The organism is Archangium sp., from assembly GCF_036388035.1.
Classification (GTDB): Bacteria; Myxococcota; Myxococcia; order Myxococcales; family Myxococcaceae; genus Archangium.
Window position 1 is genome coordinate 1 of sequence record NZ_DASVSO010000816.1, and the last position, 21102, is coordinate 21102.

12 protein-coding genes are annotated in these 21102 nt (G+C 71.0%); 5 read left to right on the forward strand and 7 right to left on the reverse strand.

Annotated features, from left to right (window positions below; all coding sequences use genetic code 11):
- Positions 1 to 274: 274 nt before the first annotated feature.
- Together VF697_RS33675 and VF697_RS33680 are read left to right on the forward strand one after the other, a co-directional pair.
- The gene (locus VF697_RS33675) at positions 275 to 685 is read left to right on the forward strand and encodes a hypothetical protein (protein ID WP_331101458.1); all 411 of its coding nucleotides are present in this window, start codon (positions 275 to 277) and stop codon (positions 683 to 685) included.
- Positions 686 to 775: 90 nt separating this feature from the next.
- Entirely contained in the window at positions 776 to 1633 is an 858-nt protein-coding gene (locus tag VF697_RS33680) for a hypothetical protein (protein ID WP_331101459.1), read from the forward strand.
- A 3-nt stretch (positions 1634 to 1636) separates the two neighbouring features.
- Here VF697_RS33680 and VF697_RS33685 read toward each other — a convergent pair whose 3' ends face one another.
- Positions 1637 to 3928 (reverse strand): fused MFS/spermidine synthase, encoded by a 2292-nt coding sequence (locus VF697_RS33685; protein WP_331101461.1) that lies wholly within the window; start codon positions 3926 to 3928, stop codon positions 1637 to 1639.
- Positions 3925 to 6702 (reverse strand): hypothetical protein, encoded by a 2778-nt coding sequence (locus tag VF697_RS33690; RefSeq protein ID WP_331101463.1) that lies wholly within the window; start codon positions 6700 to 6702, stop codon positions 3925 to 3927. Before VF697_RS33690 ends, VF697_RS33685 begins: the two co-directional genes overlap by 4 nt.
- Positions 6703 to 7006: 304 nt before the next feature.
- Between VF697_RS33690 and VF697_RS33695 the strand changes: the two genes are divergently transcribed.
- Positions 7007 to 7234: a hypothetical protein gene (locus VF697_RS33695; protein ID WP_331101465.1), complete on the forward strand. Its 228-nt coding sequence runs from the start codon at positions 7007 to 7009 to the stop codon at positions 7232 to 7234.
- Between the two features lie 25 nt (positions 7235 to 7259).
- On the opposite strand, the gene VF697_RS33700 is transcribed toward VF697_RS33695, so the two are convergent.
- Positions 7260 to 8648 (reverse strand): hypothetical protein, encoded by a 1389-nt coding sequence (locus tag VF697_RS33700; RefSeq protein ID WP_331101467.1) that lies wholly within the window; start codon positions 8646 to 8648, stop codon positions 7260 to 7262.
- Between the two features lie 40 nt (positions 8649 to 8688).
- Entirely contained in the window at positions 8689 to 9309 is a 621-nt protein-coding gene (locus VF697_RS33705; protein WP_331101469.1) for a TetR/AcrR family transcriptional regulator, read from the reverse strand.
- A gap of 138 nt (positions 9310 to 9447) precedes the next feature.
- Between VF697_RS33705 and VF697_RS33710 the strand changes: the two genes are divergently transcribed.
- Entirely contained in the window at positions 9448 to 13947 is a 4500-nt protein-coding gene (locus VF697_RS33710; protein ID WP_331101471.1) for an Ig-like domain-containing protein, read from the forward strand.
- Between the two features lie 69 nt (positions 13948 to 14016).
- Here the strand turns inward: VF697_RS33710 and VF697_RS33715 are convergent, their stop codons facing one another.
- The 3 genes from VF697_RS33715 to VF697_RS33725 all read right to left on the reverse strand — a co-directional run bounded on the left by VF697_RS33715 (position 14017) and on the right by VF697_RS33725 (position 19958).
- A complete protein-coding gene (locus VF697_RS33715; protein WP_331101473.1) occupies positions 14017 to 16377 on the reverse strand; it encodes an alpha-2-macroglobulin family protein in 2361 nt (786 codons plus the stop codon).
- Positions 16374 to 19451, reverse strand: coding sequence for an MG2 domain-containing protein (locus tag VF697_RS33720; RefSeq protein WP_331101475.1), 3078 nt, complete (start codon positions 19449 to 19451; stop codon positions 16374 to 16376). The genes VF697_RS33715 and VF697_RS33720 overlap by 4 nt, the downstream gene beginning before the upstream one ends.
- Positions 19452 to 19532: 81 nt before the next feature.
- A complete protein-coding gene (locus VF697_RS33725; protein WP_331101477.1) occupies positions 19533 to 19958 on the reverse strand; it encodes a DUF1801 domain-containing protein in 426 nt (141 codons plus the stop codon).
- Between the two features lie 74 nt (positions 19959 to 20032).
- Between VF697_RS33725 and VF697_RS33730 the strand changes: the two genes are divergently transcribed.
- Complete coding sequence (locus VF697_RS33730) at positions 20033 to 20959, forward strand: class I SAM-dependent methyltransferase (RefSeq protein WP_331101478.1); 927 nt, start codon at positions 20033 to 20035, stop codon at positions 20957 to 20959.
- Positions 20960 to 21102: the final 143 nt, after the last annotated feature.

A 21102-nucleotide genomic window follows, 5' to 3' on the forward strand; every position in this document is an offset into this window, starting at 1 on the left:
TTCCTCTACATCGGCGCCACGGACCTGCTGCCGGAGCTGCGCCACAGTCGGACCCCGAGCGAGCGGCGCGGCCGGATGGTGGGCTTCCTGCTCGGCCTGACGCTGGTGGCCGTGGCGGGAGCGGTGGAGCGGCACGTGCTCGGCACGCACGGCTGACGCGCGGCCAGCGCCCGTCACATCCCGGGAGTGACATCTCCATCACCCATGGCAGCCACCTCCGGCTGCCCCCAATGAGGGATTGACCCCCCAGAGGACCCCCATGGAATCGGCATTCATGCAACCCGCGACCCACCGCTCCGAGCCGCTCGTCCCCAATCAGTACGAGTTACTGGGCAGCGGCGTCTCCATCAACTTCTCGACGACCAGCCTCACCGGCGATCCGCTGCTCCACTACCAGGATGCCTGCCGGGAGGTGAACGCGCGCGGAGATGAGATCCGCCAGGAGGAGACGGAGCTTGGAACGTTGGTGACCATCACGCTCAAGCCGGATGCCGACGCGGGCTCGCTGCTCTTCACCGTGGTGATTCCGAGGGCGACCCTCCCGGAGATCGGCGGCGAGCTGCGCATCATCACGCAGGGCATCATGACCCGCAGCCGGTTCGCGCGAGGCCCCGCCGCCGAGGCGCAGCTCCAGGAGTACCGGGCCGTGACGCTCCGGGGCGAGGCGACCTTCGTCATCTCCTGACGCTCCGCCCGGCGAGGGAGCGGCCAACGGGGCGCAGGCAGCCCCGAGCGCCCATCGCCGGGCAGCGCTCGCATGGCCAGGGTTCCAGGCATGCAGCTCGGTTCCAAGCGCATGCTCGGAGAGATCCTGATGGAGATGGGGCTGATCGACCGCGCCCAGCTCCGCCTGGGACTGGTGCACCACCATGAGACCCGTGTGCCGCTCGGCCGGGCGCTCGTCCGGGAGGGGGTCTGCACCGAGTCCGACATCCTGCGCGCGCTCTCCCAGCAGCTCGGCATCGAGGCCATCGAGCTGGAGCGCCAGCCGCTGGAGCGGAAGCTCACCAAACTGGTGCCCACGCGCATCGCCCGGCGGCACCGGGTCGTCCCGCTCCGGCTCGAGAAGGGAGAGCGCGAGGTGCTGCACATCGCCCTCCCCGCTCCGGCCTCGCTCGAGGCGCTGGACGCGGTGCGCGCCGTCTCCGGCAAGCCCCGTATCGAGCCGCACCTCGCCTCGGACACGGCGCTCGCCCAGGCGCTCACCGCGCTCTACGGCATCCAGGAGGACACCCGCGAGCCCGCCTTCGAGCCCACGCCCTCCTCGGGACCGGGCGCGCCCATCCTCCTCTACGCGTGGCCTCCCGTCACCGCCACCCTCATCTCGCGAGCACTCGGGCGGCACGGCATCCCGACGAAGGTCGCCTCCCCGCTGGAGGTGATGCACACGGGGCCCGCGGACCTCGTGTTCGCCCCCGTCCAGGCCATGGAGGGGCTGCTCGCGGGAGAGGCCCGCATCGGCGCCGCCCTGCTGCTCTCCGGCGGCTCGGATGACGAGGACCTCGAGCGGGCCCACCGGATTGGAGCCAAGGGCTACGTCTCCAACCCGCTCGACGGCGAGATGCTGCTGCGCGCCGTCCGCCGGCTCCGCCCCTCCTCCGACGACTCGTCCCTGTCGGGACCGAACGGCTGAGCCCTACTCGTTGCTGAAGAACATCCCGGCGACACCGCCGCGCGACGAGTACTCCAGCATCGGGAAGTCGTCGGTCGCCACGGATGGGTCGTTGAAGAGGTTCGGGACGTCCTCGGGCGTGAGGCCCTTCGAGAAGACCGCGCCCGCGTGGAGGGGCTCGATGAGCCCGATGCCCCGCAGCGCCTCGCGCACGGAGGGAGTCTTCGCCAGCGCGTCGATCTTCGCCGGGTCCGCCTCGAGCGGCCGGTCCGAGGCGATCACGTTGTAGCCATTCTGGTACGCGGGGAACAACCGGACGTACTTGAACGAGCGCCCCAGCGTGGAGAGCACCAGGCGCGTCTCCGTCCCGAAGGCGTGCTGGATGACCACGCCGTCCTCGGTGAGGTGCTGCTTCACGATGTCGTAGAAGTCGGTGTGGAAGAGGCTCGAACCGCCGGGCAGCCGCGGGTCCGAGACGTTGATGGACACGATGTCGAACTTGTCCTTCAACCGGGTGAGGTAGTGCCTGCCGTCGTCCACCACCACGCGCACGCGCGGGTTGCGGTGGTAGCCGAAGTTGTGGGGCATGAACATGTCGGCCACCTCCACCATGGCGGGGAGGATCTCCACCGCGTCCACCCGCTCCAACTGCGGATACAGCCCGAGCGCGCCCGCGGTGATGCCGTAGCCACTGCCGAGCACCACCGCCGTCTTCGCCTCGGGGTGGAAGAACATGCCCAGGTGGCCCTGCATCTGCTGCACGTACGCGGTGCTCGCCGCCCCGAGGTAGTGGATGAGCTTGGTGTGGTTGTTGGTGACGTTGATGAGCCCGCCCGGCAGCGCGTTCACCTGGAACACGCCGTAGCGATCCTCATCGCGGTACACCATCTCCTCGTGCGCGCCGAGCGTGACGAGCTCCTCGGGCATGGACATCGGCACGAGCGTCACCACCAGCGTCACCGCGCCCAGGCCCACCAGCTTCGGCAGGCGCTCGCGCACGCCGAGCAGGAAGACGCCCGCGGCCACGAGGCAGGCGAAGGCCACCAGGATGCCGATGGTGCGGTACACGCCCACCGAGGGCAGCGCCCAGAAGCCCACGAGCAGGGAGCCCGCCACCGAGCCCACCGTGTTCACCAGGTAGAACAGGCCCGCCGCCAGACCCGAGCGCTCCTGGGTGAGGCGCGAGGCCGTGAGGCTGAGCGGGAACAGGCAGCCCATGGCCAGCATCATCGGGGCCAACAGCACCAGGATCTGCAGGATGCGCGCGACGAGGAACACGCCACTGCTGGCCGGCAGCGCGCGCTCGAGCTCGGCCTGGTGATGAATCCACCACTCCGACATCGCCGCGCAGGCCAGGGTGAGGCCGGCGGAGACCGCGAGCACTCCACCCATCACCTCCGGGATGCGGCGGCTGAAGCGGCGCATCAGGCGCTCGGCCAGCCACGAGCCCGCCGCGAGCGCGCTGAGGACGCACGCCATCAGCATGCTGAAGGCATACACGCGATTGCCCAGGAAGTAGCTGGACAGCCGCATCCACGCCACCTCCACGCCCAGCGTGAGCAGGCCGCTGGTCGTCGCCACCGTCAGCAGCATCCACTGGGGCAGCGAGGGGGACTCCGACGCGGGCTCGGAAGCCGGGGCCGGCTCCGGGGTGGGCTCGGAAGCCGGAGCCGGAGCCGGAGCCGCTTCGGGCGTGGAACGCGCGAGCAGCGCCGGAAGGCAGACGGCGGCCGCGAGCAGGTTGAGCAGGGCCCCCGCGCCCACCGAGCCCCGCACCCCGAGGGTGGGCAGCATGAGGAAGCCGCAGACGATGGTGCCCAGCGAGGCGCCCAGGGTGTTGAGCGCATAGAGGACGTTCACCCCGCTCACCTGGGCTCCCGAGCGGCGGGCCGCCGCCACCATCAGCGGGAAGGTGGCGCCCATCAGCAGCGTGGGCAGCAGCACCAGCGCGAGCACGAAGAAGAAGATGAGGCCCACGCGCGCCAGCCCCTGCACGTCTCCGCCGATGATGAGCGTGTCACGCACCAGGAACAGCACGAGTCCAGCCGCACCCGCGGTGAACGCGATGGCCACCTCCACCAGGGCATACGCGCGCAACGGCAGGTGCAGCAGGTCCGCCTTGCGGCCCGCCAGCCACGCCCCGAGCGCCAGTCCCACCAGGAAGGCCGCGAAGGTGGTCGAGGCCGCCTCCACCGTGGAGCCCACCATGTTGGAGAGCGAGCGGACCCACAGGGTCTCGGCGATCAACGCGGCGGCGCCCGAGAGCACCGTCGCGACCTTCAATCCCAACCACGCACGATTCTGGGTGCCGCTCACGGCGCGTTACCTCCCGCCAGCTTCTGACGCAGCGCCTGGCGCAGCGCCTGGTCTTCAGGGCTCATCGGCCCCAGCTTCCCGAGGAACTCCAGGTGGGCGAGGGCCTCCACGTTCAGCCCGCGCTGGGCCGCGACCCGCGCGAGGATGCGGCGCACGCCAGGGACCAGGGGCCCTCCTTCATAGAGGCGCAGGAGCGCCTCGTCCGACACCTCGCGGCCGAGCTGGAGCATCAAGCCGAGCCGCATCTCCTGGTAGCGCAGGTCGCCTCCGAGCGACTTCTCCAGCCCATCGAGGACGGCCAGGGCCCGCTCCGACTGGCCGTTGTCCACCAGGCTCGCGGCCATGGCCATGCGGGTGCGCGGCGCATCGTCCTCGTCCCCGCGGGCGAGCATGCGCTCCACGTAGGAGAGCGGCAGCGGCTTGCGCCCGCCCTCGGTGAGGAGCTGCCTGCACATGGGATCGAGCGAGCGACTCACCGCGTGGAGGGCGAAGCAGCGGGTGCCCAGGGTGTCGCGCGTGAGCGGCTCGCCGGAGAGGCCAGGGACGGTCAGGTTCACCTGCGCGAGCATCAGCGGAGACCAGGGCTTCGCCTGCTGCTGCTGGGTGAGCGAGGCCGAGGCCATCACGAACTCCAGCTCCGGCTGGTCGAAGGTGTTGAGGGAGGCCTCCCAGTCCGTCTCGAAGAGCTGGTGCTCGCGGAGGATGAGGTGGGAGAACAGCTCGTTCATGCCCATGCCGAGCTGGTGCGCCTCGTAGAGGGCCACGAGGTCCTTCGGCCATGCCTCCTCGGGCAGCGGACGCGGGGTGAGTGGCTGCTTGCCGCACACCATCTGCGTGTACACGGAGGTGAGGAACACGAAGTGACAGTCCGCGAAGCTCTGGCGCAGCGTCTCGAAGACGATGCGCGCGCCCTCGGGCTGCACGCGCGAGTCGAACCACATCGAGTACACCCCACCGTCGGTGAGGCGGCTCTTCACCAGCTCGAAGAACTCGCGCGTGTAGAGCTTGCTCGACGAGAAGTAGAGCGGGCTGGTGACGGTGTTGACGATGGCGTCATAGCGCTGCTCGGTGCGGGCGAGCGCGGTGAGCCCGTCCTCCAGGAGGAGCTGGAAGCCGGGCCGCTGCGCCAACCCGAGGTTGTTGGCCGAGAAGCGCGGGAGCGCCGCCGCCACGGCCGGGTTGATCTCCACGCCGTCCGTGTGCGCGAAGAGGCTGGCGGTGGCGCCCGCGGTGATGCCGGTGCCCACCCCGAGCACCAGCGCCCGCTCCCGCCTGGGCGCGTAGAGCGCGGGCGAGGTGCCGACGATGAGCTCGCTGATGTTGGTGTGGCCCGAGCGCGAGGAGACCAGCGACCGGTAGCCGTTGATGATGACGGACTGCTCGCCCTGGGCGTCCCGCACGAGGCTGAGCGCGCTGTCGAAGCGCTTGAGGAGCTCCGTCTCACGCACGCCGGACAGGGTGCGCTTGAGGGTGTCGGCGGAGACGAAGTCCCGGTAGGAGAGCTGCAACAGCGTCTCGGACCACGTCAGCCCGAGCAGCACGAGGAGCGGCGCCGGCAGCAGCCGCGCCACCAGACGGGGCGTCCACGAGCCCTCGCGAGCGAGGAGCCCCAGCAGCCACAACCCGGCGGGGAAGAGCAACGCCAGGGTGAGGAACGAGAGGTGTTCGTAGAGGACGACGACGGACAGGACGTAGCCCAGGCAGTTGCCGAAGCTGGACACCGCGAGCATGCGCCCCGCCGTGGTGCGCGCGCCCTTGAGCTGCCCGAGCAGCGCCGGCACCGTGGCGCCGAACACCGTCAGCGGCACCAACCCCATCGCCGTGAGCACCAGCGCCTTGCACAGCGAGCTGAGCAGCGGCGTCACGCCGAACGCCACGTTGAGGTGGCCCCAGAAGTGGATGAGCGGCTGTAGCAACACCATGCTCGCCCCCACGGCCGCGGCGCCCACCAGCAGCAGCGTCTCGAAGCGCAGCCCCCACCGGTACACGCGCCAGGTGCCGAGCGCGATGCCCGCCAGCGCCATCGCCAGCACCAGGGCGAAGTTCTCGTGGAAGGGCCCGAAGACGATCTCGGTGATCTTCAGCAGGAAGAGCTGGTAGAGGCCGCTCAGCGCGCTGGCCACGAAGAGCGCGGCCACCCACCGGAAGGGCACGGGCTCGTGCTCGTCCTGCTGGGCCTCGCGGGGAGGCGCCTCCAGCTTGCGGAGCACCAGCGCGCTCACCAGGTTGAGCAGTGCCAGCAGCAGCAGCGTCTGCTTCACGCCCAGGGCGCGCAGCAGGACGTACTCCATGGCCAGCACGCAGGCGGCGCCACCCAGGTTATAGATCCAATAGACGGCGTTGAAGGCGTCCGAGTGCTGGACGTTGCCCAGGTGGTGCCGGGCATACATCGAGAAGAGCGGCACCGAGAAGCCGATGAGCAGCGCCGGCATGAACGCGAACACGAAGGCGGTGAACGCCACCGTCCACCGGCCGTGTCCCAAGGCTGGCAGCAGGTGCTCGAGCACGACCTGGGGCTCACTGGCGAATGTCAGCGCGACCAGCAGCGCGTACACGCCGATGCCCAGCTCGACGAGCCACAACCAGCGCACGAACCGGTGCGCCACCCACGAGCCCAGGCCGATGCCCAGCAGGAAGCTCGTCAGGATGGCGGCGTTGACCTGGAACATATCGCCCAGGTGGGTGGTCAGCAGCCGTGAGTAGAGCAACTCATAGGCGATGCCGCACCAGCCCGACAGCAACGCAACGATGGGAAGAAGCCGGCGGATGGACATGGGATTCAGGGTCGCGGAGCGTAACAAAGGCACACGCCCCGTCGAGCTTCACCGTGTCTCCGCCAGAGCGGCGGTCCTCTGCCCGGTCGGGCTGCGGAGGACCCCCGTGACGGGTTTTCCCTTGCATCGGCGCCCCACTCCCGGCCTGTTGAGCGAGCAGCCGGGCGGGGCACTTTTCTCTCCGGGGCGCCGGGGAATTTTCCACGGCCCCCATGTCCGAGCAGCCGAGCCTTGTCCGTCCCCCGGAAGGTGAAGACCGTTCCAGGAGCGGTCCGGCCCCGACCCGGGCTGCGGGAGACGGAACATGCTGAAACTCCGCGCGCTGTACGCATTCCTGTGGTCGCTCTTCCTCACCCCCGCGCTGGCGCTCGCCCAGTCCGGCGAGCCCATAGAGCCCTATGCGCCCTACGACACCACCCGCTGGGGGCTGAGCTGGCTCTGGGTGGCGATGCTCGCCATCATCCTCGTCGCCCTCATGGCCTGGGGCCTGTCCCGGGACAGGTATCGGCGGGGACCCCCGCTGACACCTTGAGCGAGCCTCCGCCGAGCGGAACGTGTCACGGCGCGGTGAAGGTGCACCGCGTGATGGGGACGATGATGTCCGCGAGCACGTAGAGGTAATACGACTTGCCGCTCGTCAACGCCGCGGGCGGGCCGGACTCGGGGAAGCGCTGCGACATGCCGGTGGGCACGACGCCGTACCGCACCGTACCGCTCTCCACGGGAGACCCCGCCGCGGGCACGTCGAGGCGCCAGAGCGTCCCCTCGGGCAGGTCCAGGTTCGGCGGCACCGTCGGCGACGTGGCCTCCTGCTCCAGCACGTACACATAGCGCGCCTTGCCGCCCTTCCAGGTGAGGGTGCCATCGGCGCCGACGCCCTCGCCCCGCTCGCACGCCGTCGGCCGATAGAAGCGCTGCTCATCCAGTGGGCCCGCGCCATACGTCTGGCCGGCGAAGTCCTCGCGCGTGTAGCCACGCTGGGCGAGCTCGGCCTCGAAGAAGCGGGCGATCCGCGCCGCATCCGTCGTGACGAAGATGGGGTCATTCGGGCGCTCGGGGGACGCGCGCGAGAAGCCGTTGTTGTGCTCGGGCCGGTAGGCGCCAAAGCCGACGGTGTTGATCCACCCGGCGCCCATGGCCAGGCCGCGTGGGTAGAAGGAGTTGACGAAGTTCCCGGGCGACTCGACGTACCAGTTGGACGGGCCTCGGGGCGCGCGCGTCGAGTGACAGCAGATGCAGGCCGTCGACTCGATCTGCGACCTCACCCAGTTGAGCTCCGCCACGTACGTCGGATCCTTCAGGCGAGCATCCTCCCGGGTGGCATCCTCGGCGGGAGGCACCGGGTAGTACGGGCGCTGCGTGCGCACGCGATCGCAGCTCGCGTAGTCCATGAAGCTGCGGCCAGGCTCGGTGGCGCCGGAGATCATCTCCCACGTGCAGACCTGACCACCCGGCGACCTCCCCGACGGCTCCCCGGGCTTGGGCTCCCTACACGTGAGCACCGGCTGCTGGAACGTCGGGAGCCCCGTCCCGCCTCCCGAGTCCTCCACCTTCCCGCCACAGAGGGGCGCCGGGTCGAACACCCCGCCGCCAAAGAGCTCACACCCGCGCTTCATGGAGCCACACTGCTCCGCGTCCACACCGGGGAAGGAAATGCGCGTCCACCGCTCGTCCTCTCCACCCAGGAAGCAATAGCCCAACCGCTGCTCCAGCTCGCATGCCGAGCCCAGCACGACCGTTGAGCCCTGGTCCTCGCAGTCCTCCGTCGCGGCCGTCTCGCTCCACTCCCCGACGTAGTCGCGGCACTCCTCCATTGAACTGAACCTGTTCGTATAGACGCAGTGGCCCACCACCTTCTCCGGCACGGTGGGAACATCCCCTCCCCCACGGCAGCCCACGAGGACGGACACCAGGACACACGTCGACAACAACCGCGATGAAGTCATCACGGACTCCCGATTGAACTGAAGTTGAACTGACGTTGGACTACTTCGCGTAACCCTTCAGGAAGCCCTCGAGGTGCGCCTCGACGAAGTCTGGCAGCACCAGCGGACGGCAGCGGCGACCCTGGAGCTGGTGCTGGTGGAAGAGTGCCAGCAGCACCGGTGACATCAGCGCGAGCGCCGCCACGCGCGCGTTCGGCACCGACAGCTCGCCCCGCGTGTGGAAGATGATCAGCAGCTCCTCGACGGCGCTGAGCGTGGGCTCGAGGATGGAGGAGACGTAGATCTGCCCGAGTCCCGCGTCGGCCATGCCCTCCGCGAAGCCCGCGGCGTGCATGCCGCCCAGGGCCCCCGACCACGCGGTGGAGATCTGCTCCAACAACTGCTTGAAGGCCTCTCTCGCCGGCCGCTCCGCCAGGGACCTCGCCCAGGCCTGGCGCTCCTGGCCGAACTTCAGCAGGTACTCGAACGCGGCCTGCACCACGCCTCGGCGATCGCCGAAGTAATGCCGCAGCGTGCCAGGGTCCACCCCGGCGCCCTCCGCCAGTATCCGCAGGCTCGGGTGCGTGCCACCCGAGGCGAGCAACTGCTGGGCGATCGTCTGCACCAGCCGCGCACGCGTCTCGTCATGATCCCGGTTGCGGGCTCCCGATATCCTTCCCATGCCCGGGATTGATACGAGCCTGCTCCTCTCGATGCAACCCGACATCAGGTTTTTCTTATCCTTCCACGTTGAGGAGATTTATCGGGGTTGGCGTGGAGAAATGTCAGGGAGCCGTGTTACCTGTTTTGTATGACAACCTTGAAGAGACGTACGGGGGTGGGTCTGTTCGCGGGCCTGTGCATCCTGGCGGGACCGGGGTGCCAGACATCCGCGGGACCCGAGCAGCAGGAGGCAGCCGGAGTGGTGGAGCGGCTGCGCTCGCATCGGATGAACGTGAAGCAGGAGGGAGCCGAGCCGCGTGCCGTGCTCCCGCCCGCAGGCAAGGCGCGGGTGGAGCGCGTGGAGGGGGGGCTCTCGGTGAAAGTGGAGAAGCCCTCGCGTGGGGACTCGCGGCGCCCGGCGCGTGTGGTGCTGCCCGAGGTGGCGCAGCGGCCCTTCCGCGTGAAGGACCTCGCCTCCGGGCTGACGATGGATGTGACACTCGAGGGCGCGGGCGCGGCGAAGGCCGAGGTGGTGGACGGCTACGTCGTCTACCCGGATGCGTACCCGGGAGGCGCGGACGTGGTGCACCGCTTCACGCCCGAGGGCACCGAGGACTACCTCTCCTTCGAGCGCGCCCCGTCCGTGCCGGAGGTGCGCTACGGCCTGTCGCTGGGGGCGGGCTCGGCGGGCCTGCGCCTCGTGGAGGACACCCTGGAGGTGCTGGACGGCAGCGGGGCCCCGCGCCTGCGCATGGCGCCGCCGTACCTCGTGGGGGCGGACGGCCGCGTCACCCAGGCGCACGTCTCCGTCGAGGGGTGCGCGGTGGACACCCGCGCCTCGGCCCCCTGGCAGCGACCGGTGACGGTGCCCGGCTCCCGCCAGTGCCGTGTGCGCGTGGCGTGGAACGACGAGTCGGTGAAGTACCCGGCGGTGTTGGACCCCGTCTGGAGCACCACCGGCTCGCTCTCCCTGGCGCGTGGCGACCTCACCACCACCGTCCTCGCCGACGGCCGGGTGCTGGCGGTGGCGGGCATCAACTACCAGGTGGGAATGCTCTCGAGTGCGGAGGTGTACGACCCGGCGACGGGCACCTGGGCCACGACGAGTTCCCTGGCGACAGGGCGGATGCACCACTCCGCCACCCTGCTCGACTCGGGCAAGGTGCTGGTGTCCGCGGGCTGGTCCCCGAACTATGAAACCCTTGGCACCACCGAGCTGTATGACCCCGCCACGGGTACCTGGAGCAGCGCGGGCTCCCTGAACACCGCCCGGTACAATCACTCGACCGTCCTCCTCTCCGACGGTCGTGTGCTCGCTAGCGGTGGCGGTCCTTCCCTGGTGAGCGCGGAGTTGTACGACCCGGCCACCGACATCTGGGCGCCCACTGGCTCCCTCACGACTCCACGCGAACTCCACGGCCTGCTGAGGCTCTCCAACGGGAAGGTCCTGGCTGCCGGCGGCAAGGAGAACTACACCCACGACCTCTATGATCCCGCCACGGGCACCTGGACCGCGACCGGCTCGATGGTCTCCGCGGTGTACCCCCCGCTCGTGGCCCCGCTACCCGATGGCCGCGTCCTGGTCACCGGTGGCTACGAGCCCTTGGCGGAGGTGTATGACCCCGCAACGGACTCCTCGAGCCCCACCGCTACGCCCCCGCTGGTGCGCCTCGATGCGACAGTCAGCGTGCTTCCGGATGGCCGGGTGCTGATCGCGGGCGGTGGCAACAACTCGAGCTACGACTCACAGATGGGCGTCACGCAGGTGTATGACCCCACCACGGGCACCTGGAGTCTCGGCGCCATCCTGCAGGAACCGCGATCGGGTCACTCCGCCAGCGTGCTTCAGGACGGGCGCGTGCTCGTCGTGGGCGGCAGGGGGATCAGCACCTATGGGCCCCTGGCCAGCGCGGAGGTGCTGCTGCTCGACGTCGACGACGTGACGGCGCCCCTCGTCACCGTCTCCTCGCCCTCGGAGGGCGCCTCGGTCGAGCGGGAGGTCATCCTGACCGTGAGCGCTTCGGACGACTACGGCGTGAAGCGGGTGGAGTACTTCGATGGCGACACGCTCATTGGCACCGCCACCTCCGCCCCGTTCTCCCTCTCCTGGTACACCCAGTGGTATGGGGCCAACGGTCCCCACGTGCTGACCGCCCGGGCGTACGACGCCGCGGGCAACGTGGGCACGAGCGCTCCCGTCTCCGTCATCGTGGACAACGACAAGACGGCTCCCACCGTCACCGTCACCTCGCCCGCGGCGGACAGCACGCAGCAGGGAGTCATCACCCTGTCCGCGGACGCCGTGGATGAGCGCGGAGTCGTATCGAGGGTGGAGTTCTGGGACGGCAGGAAGTACCTCGGCACTGACTTCGACGCGCCGTTCTCGATGACGTGGGACCTCGCCAACGTGCCCGGTGGCCCCCACAGCATCGTCGCCAAGGCGTTCGACCCGGACAACAACCTGGGGACGCACAGCGTCTCCATCACCGTGAGCCAGCCGGGAACGGCCACCTACGACAGCACGCTCCAGGTGCCCCGGTGCGGCATGACCGGCACGATTGGTTCCGTCTGTGACTCGGGCTCGTACCTCACCGGGCGCGGCACCGTGGAGTTCGAGCTCAACCCGCCCAATACCCTCCAGGGCTCCTGCGCGGACGGCCTGGGCTACTACGACACGTACGTCGACCGCATCCGCATCTCCACCACCGACGGGAGCGCGTTGGAGGTGGGCAAGTCGGTGAACATCGCGGTGACCGTGCGGGCCATCTATTCCTACTCGATGGAGTCCCTGGACCTCTACGCCGCGGCCGATGCCACCAACCCGGTGTGGACCCATCTCGCGACGCTGGGCCCCACGCGGTCTGGAGACCAGACCCTGTCCATCCTCCGGACGCTCCCCGCGGGAGCGGTGCAGGCGGTGCGGGCGCGCTTCCGGTATGGAGGGTCCCAGGCCCCCTGCGGCTCGGGCGACTTCGACGACCACGACGACCTGGTCTTCAGGGTGCTTCCCGATATGACGGCACCGACGGTCTCCCTCACGGCGCCGGCCACGGGAGCCACGGTGATGGGCACCACCACCCTCTCCGCCTCCGCGTACGATGCCCTGGGCGTCCTCCGGGTCGAGTTCTTCGATGGGACGACCCTGCTGGGCACCGACACCACCCCGCCGTACTCGCTCTCGTGGAACACGGCGGGCCTCTCCAACGGCAGCCACACGCTGTCGGCCAAGGCCTACGACGCGGCGGGCAACGCGGGGCAGAGCGCCTCCGTCTCCGTCACCGTGGTCAACGACGTGACGTCTCCCACGGTGTCGCTCACCTCGCCCACCTCGGGCTCCACGCTGAGCGGCGGGTGGGCCACCCTCTCCGCCTCCGCGAGCGACAACGTGGGTGTCTCCCGGGTCGAGTTCTTCGACGGGACGACCCTGCTGGGCACCGACACGAGCGCTCCGTACTCGATGACGTGGAGCACGATGGGTGTTCCCAACGGCAGCCACACGCTGTCGGCCAAGGCCTACGACGCGGCGGGCAACGCGGGGCAGAGCGCTCCCGTCACCATCACCATGGCCAACGACGTGACGCCTCCCACGGTGTCGATCACCTCGCCCACCTCGGGCTCCACGCAGGCGGGCACTACCACGATCTCCGTCTCCGCGAGCGACAACGTGGGCGTCAGCCGGGTCCAGTACTTCGACGGGGCGACGTTGCTGGGCACCAGTACCTCGTCTCCGCACTACTACTCGTGGAACCTGGCGAGCGTCGCCACCGGCAGCCACACGCTGACGGCCAAGGCCTTCGACTCGATGGGCAACTCGACCACGAGCGCCCCCGTCACCGTCACGGTGATCCGGGACACGACGGCACCCACGGTGTCCATCACCGCGCCGACGGCGGGAGCCACCGTGAGCGGCACCGTCAGCTACTCCGCCTCCGCGAGCGACAACGTGGGCGTGAGCTGGGTCCAGTTCTATGACGGGGCGAACCTGCTGCTCAGCGACACGACGGCACCGTTCTCCATCTCGTGGAACACGGTGGGCCTCCCCAACGGCACCCACACGCTGAAGGTCACCGCCCACGACGCGTCGGGCAACGTGGGGCAGAGCACCCTGGTGCAGGTGACGGTCAACAACCCCGTTGCAACGGGAATGGCGGCCTATGACTCCATGCTGGGCGCGCCCCGGTGCGGCTCCGCGGGCATCTCCTGCGACTCGGGCACCCTGCTCAACGGCCGGGCCAGCCTGGGGCCCGAGGCCAACGCGCCCAACACCGTGGACACCTGCACCGACGGGACTGGTGGCTCCTACCACTCCGACGAGTCGCTGGATCGGCTGAAGGTGTCCACGCTCGACGGCACCACGCTCGCGGCGGGGAAGACGGTGCGCATCGACGCCACGGTGTGGGGGTTCTCCAGCTACTCCTTGGACGCCCTGGACCTCTACTACGCGCCGGATGCCAACGCGCCGAGCTGGACACTCATCGGCACGGTGCCGGCCACCGGCGCCGGCTCGCACGTACTCTCCAAGACGTACACGCTGCCCTCGGGGAGCACCGCCCGCGCGGTGGTGCGCGGCGTGTTCCGCTACGGCGGCTCCGCGAGCACGTGCCCGAGCGGCAGCTCCTACACGGACGTGGATGACCTCGTCTTCAACGCGCAGTAGTGCCTGAGCCGTGAGGGAGGGCGCCAGGTGGTTGTTCCTGGCGCCCTCTTTCAGCTCGGGGAAGAGGGCTCAGCGGACGGCCCAGGTGCTCGGCGGGACGTGGACCCCGAGGTCCGGCCGGCCCACCGGCGTGAGGCTCGACGCCCCCGCCTGCAGCGAGCCCGCCAGCGTGGGCACCACCTTGAAACGGGCGTTGAAGGGCTCGGCCGCGCCTCGCGGCGGCAGCGTGAGGCTCACCGCCCCATCCTCCACCTCGTAGGCCGACACCCGCCCCTCGCGCACCAGCGCATCGAGGCTCGGACGGTCCACCTGCACGCCCGCGGGCAGACCCTGGCGCAGCGTGAGCCCCATGCCCGAGGGCGACGCCGCCTGCACCGTCAGCTCCACCGGCATGCCCACCTTCGCCTCGGCCGGGCCCTTCACCGCGAGCTCCAGCCCCCGGCCCGCCTCCTGCGCGCGCCACGGCACGTAGGCCGCCAGCGTGAGGGAGAAGCCCAGCCCGGGCACCGCCGGCTCCGCGCGCACCGTCCACGTGTGCGCCCCCGCCGAGCCGGGCACCGCCCCCTCCAGGGCGAGCACCTCGCGCAGCGCCTTCGCGTCGAGCGTCCCCTCCGTCACCACCTTGCCGTCCCGCTCCAGCACCACCCGCACCTGGGGTGGCAGCGGCTCCTTGAAGAGCGCCAGCGCCGCCCGGAGTCCCACGTGGTTGGCGCGTCCATCTCCCCACCCGCGCTCGGGCCGGTAGTCCGCGAGCAGCGAGGTGCCCAGGTCCGCCAGCGGCGCCTCCTTGTCCTCGGCGAGCGCCAGCACCGCGAGCGCGGTGGCCTCGGTCTCCGAGGGGGGGAGTCCGTCCGCGCGCACCACGTCGGCCTCCACCGGCAGGAAGGCCGAGCCGTCCGGCCGCTTCTTCAACGCCTCGCGCACCTGCTTGCGCAGCGTGTCCCGCACCGAGCCGGACACGCCGCCGCTCGCGAGGATTGCCGCCGCCGTGTAGCCATCCCTCACCCGCGACAGGTAGCGCTCGAAGGCGCCCGCCGCGCGGGCATGGAAGGCGGAGGCCCGGCGTCCCCCCTCGGTCGAGCCCGCGCCGGCCCGCACCGTCCGGGCGCAGTCCGCGGTGGCCACCAGCAGGCGCTGGAGCGTCCAGCCATCCGCGCCCTGGCAGGTGCCGTCCGGCCGCTGGGCCGAGGCCACCTGCGAGGACAGGCGCTCCCCCAGGCGCGACAGCACGGGGTTGTCCGGGTGCCCCAGCGCCGCCTCGGCCAGCAGGGCCGCGGTGGCCACGTCCGGCGCGCGGCCGGCCCGCAGCACCCGCTGCCCGGCGAGGGCCGCCATGCGCTCCAGCTCCTTCGCGTCCGCCGTGCCGCCCAGCGACTTCAGCAGCTCCGGCGCGCGGCCGGCGAGCAGCAGCGCGTAGGCGTCCTCGGCCACGCCGCCGCGCCCGGCCGCCGCGTCCAGCTCCGCGCGCAGCACGCCCAGGGCGCCCGGGTAGACGAGCAGGCGCACCCGCTCGCTGCCCGCCACCGCGTCCGCGGGGCCCGCCAGCTCCAGCGTGCGCGGCGCGGCCAGGGTGCCTCCGCGCGTCTCCGTCACCGGCCGGCCCGTGGGCCACACGTCGAAGGAGCGCGTCACCGAGTCCGTGCCGCCCAGCGAGGCCCGCACCGTCACCGGCCCCGGCTGTGCCGCCCGCACCGTCACGTACTCCACCACGCTGCCCCCCGCGGGCACCGTCACCGTGCGCGAGCCGCCCTCCACCGCCACGCCCCGCGCCTCCACCTTCAGCGAGCGCGTCACCGAGGCCCCGGTGGTGTTCACCACCTGCACCGGCAGGCGCACCACGTCTCCGGCGCGCAGGAAGGGAGGCAGCACCGGGTCCACGTAGGTGGGCAGCGTGCCCGCGAAGGCGCTCACCGTCCCGGCCTGTGCCCCCGAGCGCGAGTGCGCCAGCGCCAGCACCCGCCAGTTCGTCAGCCGGTCCGGCACCTTCACCGGCACCGAGGCCGAGCCGGACGCGTCCGTCACCACCAGGGGCTCGAAGAGGAACGTCTCGGGGAACCAGGCCCGTCCGGGCGTGGCGGGCGCCTCTCCGGGCGGAGCACCGGGCTCGGAAGGCAGCACCGACCGCGGCCTCGGCCTCTCCTGGGGCATTCCTCCACCCCGAGCGGAGCCGATGTCCTGGGCGACTTCCTGGTCCGCCAGGGGGGCCGACATGGCGGGAGCGGGAGCGGCAGCCGCCTCCATCTCCATCCCCTCCTCGGACGCCGCACCGAAGCTCCGGAGGGTCTTCTTCTGGAGCCGCACCCCGGGTTCGTAGCTCCCGGCCAGCGCGTTGGAGGAAGAACCGAAGAGCCGCCTGGCATCATGCAGGCACGTGCTCATGAAGAAACCCACCGTGAGGCACACCCCACCCAACACGAAGTAGCGCTTCATGGCGCCTCCCGGGCGACCCACGCGCCCCAGTTCTCGACGTCCTCGGGCAGCCGCGTGCCGCTCACCACCACCGCCCGCGGGTCGGTGAGGGAGAGCAACTCCGGCGGCAGCCTCGACAGCTTCAGCTCGCGGCCATAGGCATCCGTCACCGCCTCGCCGCGTTTCTCACAGGCCTCGAGCGCCTGGTCCCACAGCTTCGCCATGCCCGCGGGCGAGAGCGTCTCGCCCTCGGGCGCCGACTGCTCCCAGGCGCGCACCTGCACCGTCAGCTCCGAGAGCACCCGGTAGAAGGGCTCGGTCAGCTCCACGTCCGGGTCGAACGTGCTGCGCACCGCCAGCGACACCGGCGGCGCCCCGCCCTCGCGCGGAGGCACCTCGCCCACTCGCAGCAGGGTGGCGGCGGCCGCGTTGGCGCCGCGAATGCGCCCCATGGCGAGCGCCGTGCCGTCCAGCACGCCGAAGGCCGGCGAGGACACCGTGGGCGCCGGGCGCACCTTGTCGAGCGCGTCCGGGCCCGGCAGGGCGGTGAGCTGCGACAGGCTCTCGTCCACGCCGAAGAGGCCCACCGCCGCCGGGCCCTCCTTGCCGTCCACGCGCGTGCGCACCTGGAGGTGGGCCAGCTCGCCGGGCGCGTAGGCCGCCTTGTCCGGGGCCACCTCCAGCGAGAGCTGCGCGCGCGGCGCCACGTACACCCGGGCCAACGTGCCCGCCCAGGAGGCCTCGGCCCAGCCCTCGAAGTTCGCGGGCAGGCGGAAGCGCGCCACCGAGCCGGGCTTCTCCACGTCCGCCTCCAGCGTCTCGTCCCCCACGCGGAGGTAGAGCTGGTGGGGCAGCGCGCCGTTGAAGCCCGGGCCGCGCAGCAGCTCGAAGCGCACCTCCTCGCCCGCGCGTGCCAGCACCGGGGTGGCCCGCAGGCGCGTGGGCGGCAGTTGCGTCGGGCGCAGCACCAGCTTCGTCGAGCCCAGCTCGTCCTTGCCCGCCTTCGCGCTCACCTTCAGTTCGTAGCCGAGCAGCGTCGTCTCCTGGGGCCTGGAGTCCTCGGAGTCGCCGTGGGGGGGGTAGGCCATGAAGCGCGCCACCCCCATGGCGTTGCGCTGCTCCGAGTCCAGCACCAGCCGCGTGAAGCGGGACTGGATGCAGGACAGGGACGCCGAGGACAGCATGCCCTCCTCCTGGGGCAGGGTCACCCAGCCCACCTCCACCTCGCGCCGCTTCTCGCGCGTGCGCCAGGTGAGCACGGCCGGCAGCGCCACGGGCACCGACACGGTCTGAGGCAGGCACGCCCGCGCGTCCAGCGAGGCGAAGTTCAGCACCGTCTGGAGCTCATCGGGCGAGCCCGTGATGTCGCTCAGCTGGTAGGAGAGCGAGGGCAGACCAGGGTCGGAGACGTCCAGGGTGAGTGCCAGCATGCGCTCGGGGCCCGCCGGCAGCGAGCGCCCGCGCACCACTGGGGCGAGGCAATCTCCCACCAGCGAGCCGTCCGACGCCACGTCCACCACCGCGCCGCTCGCGGCCACGCGCACACCCAGGTTCACCTGGGTGGAGCCATTCTCGGCCAACACGTAACGCGCGCAGGGGTGGAGCGCCTCCAGCCAGCGCTCCAGGGCGAGCTGGTCCTCCAGCCCGACCTCGGCGGAGTCCGCGAGGAGATTCCTCACCCCGCTCAGCGACACCGGAGGCGGCGGAGGCTCGGGGCGCACCGGCATGGGGGGGAGGACGACGTTGACGGGCGGGCCCGGGTCGAGCTGGAAGGCGGCCACGCCGTCCTCGTCCGTCACCGCGCGCACGCCCTCGTCGCGAGCGTCCCACGCGCGCTTCACGGTGAGCTCGGTGCCGGGCAGCAGCCGGCCATCGGCGGTGGTGGCGCGCAGGTAGACGCGGTTGCTGTAGCCCTCCACGAGGCCATCGGCCAGCTCCGTCACCGTGGACACGGAGAGCGCGTCCTCGGCGAGCAGCACCGAGGCTCCGCCCTGCACGTGGTCGCCCGCGGGGTCGGTGGCGGACAGCGCCGCGGAGAGGGTGACCTGGCCGCGCAGGTCCTCGGGCACGCGCGGCAGGGAGAGGCGGAAGCGCCCCGAGCCATCCGTGCGGGCCTTGCGCGGCAGCCCGTCCTTCGCCTCCTCGTCGAGCCACGCGGTGGGCGGAGGCCACTCGCCAGAGGCATTCCAGGACACCTCCACGGCGGCGTCGGCCACCGGTGCCCCCGAGCTGTAGACGACCCGGCCCTCGACGACGGGAGCGTCGCCCGCGCGCCAGAAGGGCCGCGAGCTGTGGGCTTCCACCCGGAAGCGCGGCAGGGTGAAGGGCTTCACCTGGAAGAAGGCCTCGCCGGAGGCCGCGCCGCTCGTCCAGCGCACCGTCCACCGGCCCGTGGGCGCGCCCCGGTCGAGCGGGAAGGTGCCGGCCACCACGCCCCACGGGCCCGCCGGGGAGCGCTGCTCCAGCACCACCTCGCCGGAGGGATCGGTGACGAACCACGTGCCCGGGCGCCCGTCGATGGGAGCGAGGTCCTTCGCGCGCAGCACCATGGCGCGGAAGCGCACCTCGTGGCCGGGCTCATAGAGGGGCCGGTCCGTGAGGAGGTGGACGCGAGCGGGGGCGTAGAGGGACAGCGGGGCATCCACGGTGTCGGTGCCGAGCGGCGTGGTGACGCGGGCGCGCAGCTTGTAGTCCCCGTCCGGCAGCGCGGGCAGCTTCACCGGAGCGTGCAGGGAAAAGCCGGTGTCCCGCCGCGCCCAGGGCCCCTCGGGCGGGAGCGGAGACTCCTTGCCCTCGGCGTCCACGAGGAAGAGCGAGGCCTCCAGCCGGCGCACCGGGGCGCTCAGCCTCCAGGACGGCTCCGCGACGCCCAGGGCCTCGGCGGAGACGGAGACGGTGCCGGTGGTCTCGCGGGCGAGCCCGTCGAGGCTCAATTCCACGGTCTGCCGCAAGCGGCCATCCGGGCAGCGAGGCACCTTCACGCCCTGGAAGGCCCAGGCGGAGACGCACACGTCCGAGGTGACCCAGCCCACGAGGCCCGTGACGAGCCCCACGGCGAGGAACACGACGACCCGGCGGTTCAAACGGATGTTCATCCAACCTCCCCGGCCGACACTCTACGTCAGGGACGGTGCGCCGAGCACCCACCCCCCCAGGACGGCCGGGTTGGCATGGACCTAGACGTGCGTGATCCACTCGCGGATCAACGTCACGAAGGCGGAGCGTCTCGCGTCAATGTCTTTCAAGTCCCGAAACCTGAGCGATGCCCGGTCCTTGGCCAGCCACTCGAGCAACGCTTCCGGGTCGGCGACCGCGATGCCGGAGACCGACGCTTCTCGTTTCTTCGCACCCAGGTGCAGGATGACCTGCACGCCGTCCTTCGCTCGAAGCTGGAAGGTAGCGAAGTACTCCGAGGTACGGAAACTCGGCGCATTCCACTTGATGCCTTCGGCGATGCGGGGATCGGCACCGAGAATCGCCTGCCTCAGGGCGAGAATCTCTTGCTTGAACGGATGCGCGAGCGACGCGAGGAAGGTCTCGACGTTCTCAGGCGCGGGCGCGGTGCGCTTCGCCGTTTTCTTGCTGGGAGCTTTCGAGGGCACGGTGCACTTCTCCTGGTAAGCAGGCGAGCATAGGGCCTTGGACAGGTGCCGGCCTGTTTGACACCATCCTCGCCATGCCCACCTCCCCCACCCCCTGCGCCGTCCCCTGGTGGGTGGAGCGCGCCGAGACCCTCCTGGCCTCGAAGGCTTCGAGCACCCTGGACCTGGGCGCGCTGTGGGAGCTCTTCGAGCGGTTCTCCTTCTTGCAGGAGAACGTGGAGCCGGACCTGTTGCTTCTCGACGTGCGGGCACGTCCGGAGCTCCAGGCCCTCTGGGGGGCGCTGGAGGCGCGTGCACACTCGGTGACCGAGGCGCTGGATGCGGCCGGAGATGACCTCGCCCAGCAGCTTCGCGCGGGAGACCTCGCACCGGCCCGCTTCCGGGAGCGGTGGGAGGGGCTCGGCTTCACCGAGGCGGCTGACCGCGCGAGCACGGCGGCGGATGACTGGCTCGAGGGCCTGCTGCGCATCTCCCGCATCACCACCGGCCAGAACCGGCCCCCGTTCGGTCAGGTGAACCTGGCCTCGCGGGCCCAGCGCATCTCCGACTTCCTCTCCCTCACGAGTCCCGAGCAGCACGACACGGTCTACGACCTGGGCTGTGGCAACGGGAAGTTCGCCATCACCGTGGCGGCGAGCTGCTCCGCCCGGGTCAAGGGCGTGGAGTACGGCCAGACGTACGTCGAGTCCGCGCGCCGCAATGGCGAGCGTTTCGCGCTGCCGAATCTGGAGTTCATCCACGCGGATGTCCGCGATGTGGACCTGTCGGACGGCACCGCGTTCTATCTGTACTTCCCCTTCTGGGGAGAGGTGGCGCACGCGGTGGCCCGGACGCTCGGGGACCTCGCGCGGGCCCGGGACATCACCGTGTACGCCTCGGGCCCCCGCCACGACTACGGCGAGCACTTCCTCGAGCAGGTGTCACAGGGGGCGCTGTGTCTCGCGCCGCAGCGCCGGGACTTCGCTGACGTGATGCTCCTGCGCAGCGCCGCCTTCGCGTGAGGAGCTCGGCCCCGTGTGGCCGGGACACCATGGCTGGGCTCGGCACAGCGCGCCCCGGGAGACCCCCGGGGCGGCTGTTGGCGTTCCGATGCCGCTCTCAGTTGACCACGATGACGTTGCCCAGCAGGGCATTGTTGTCGAAG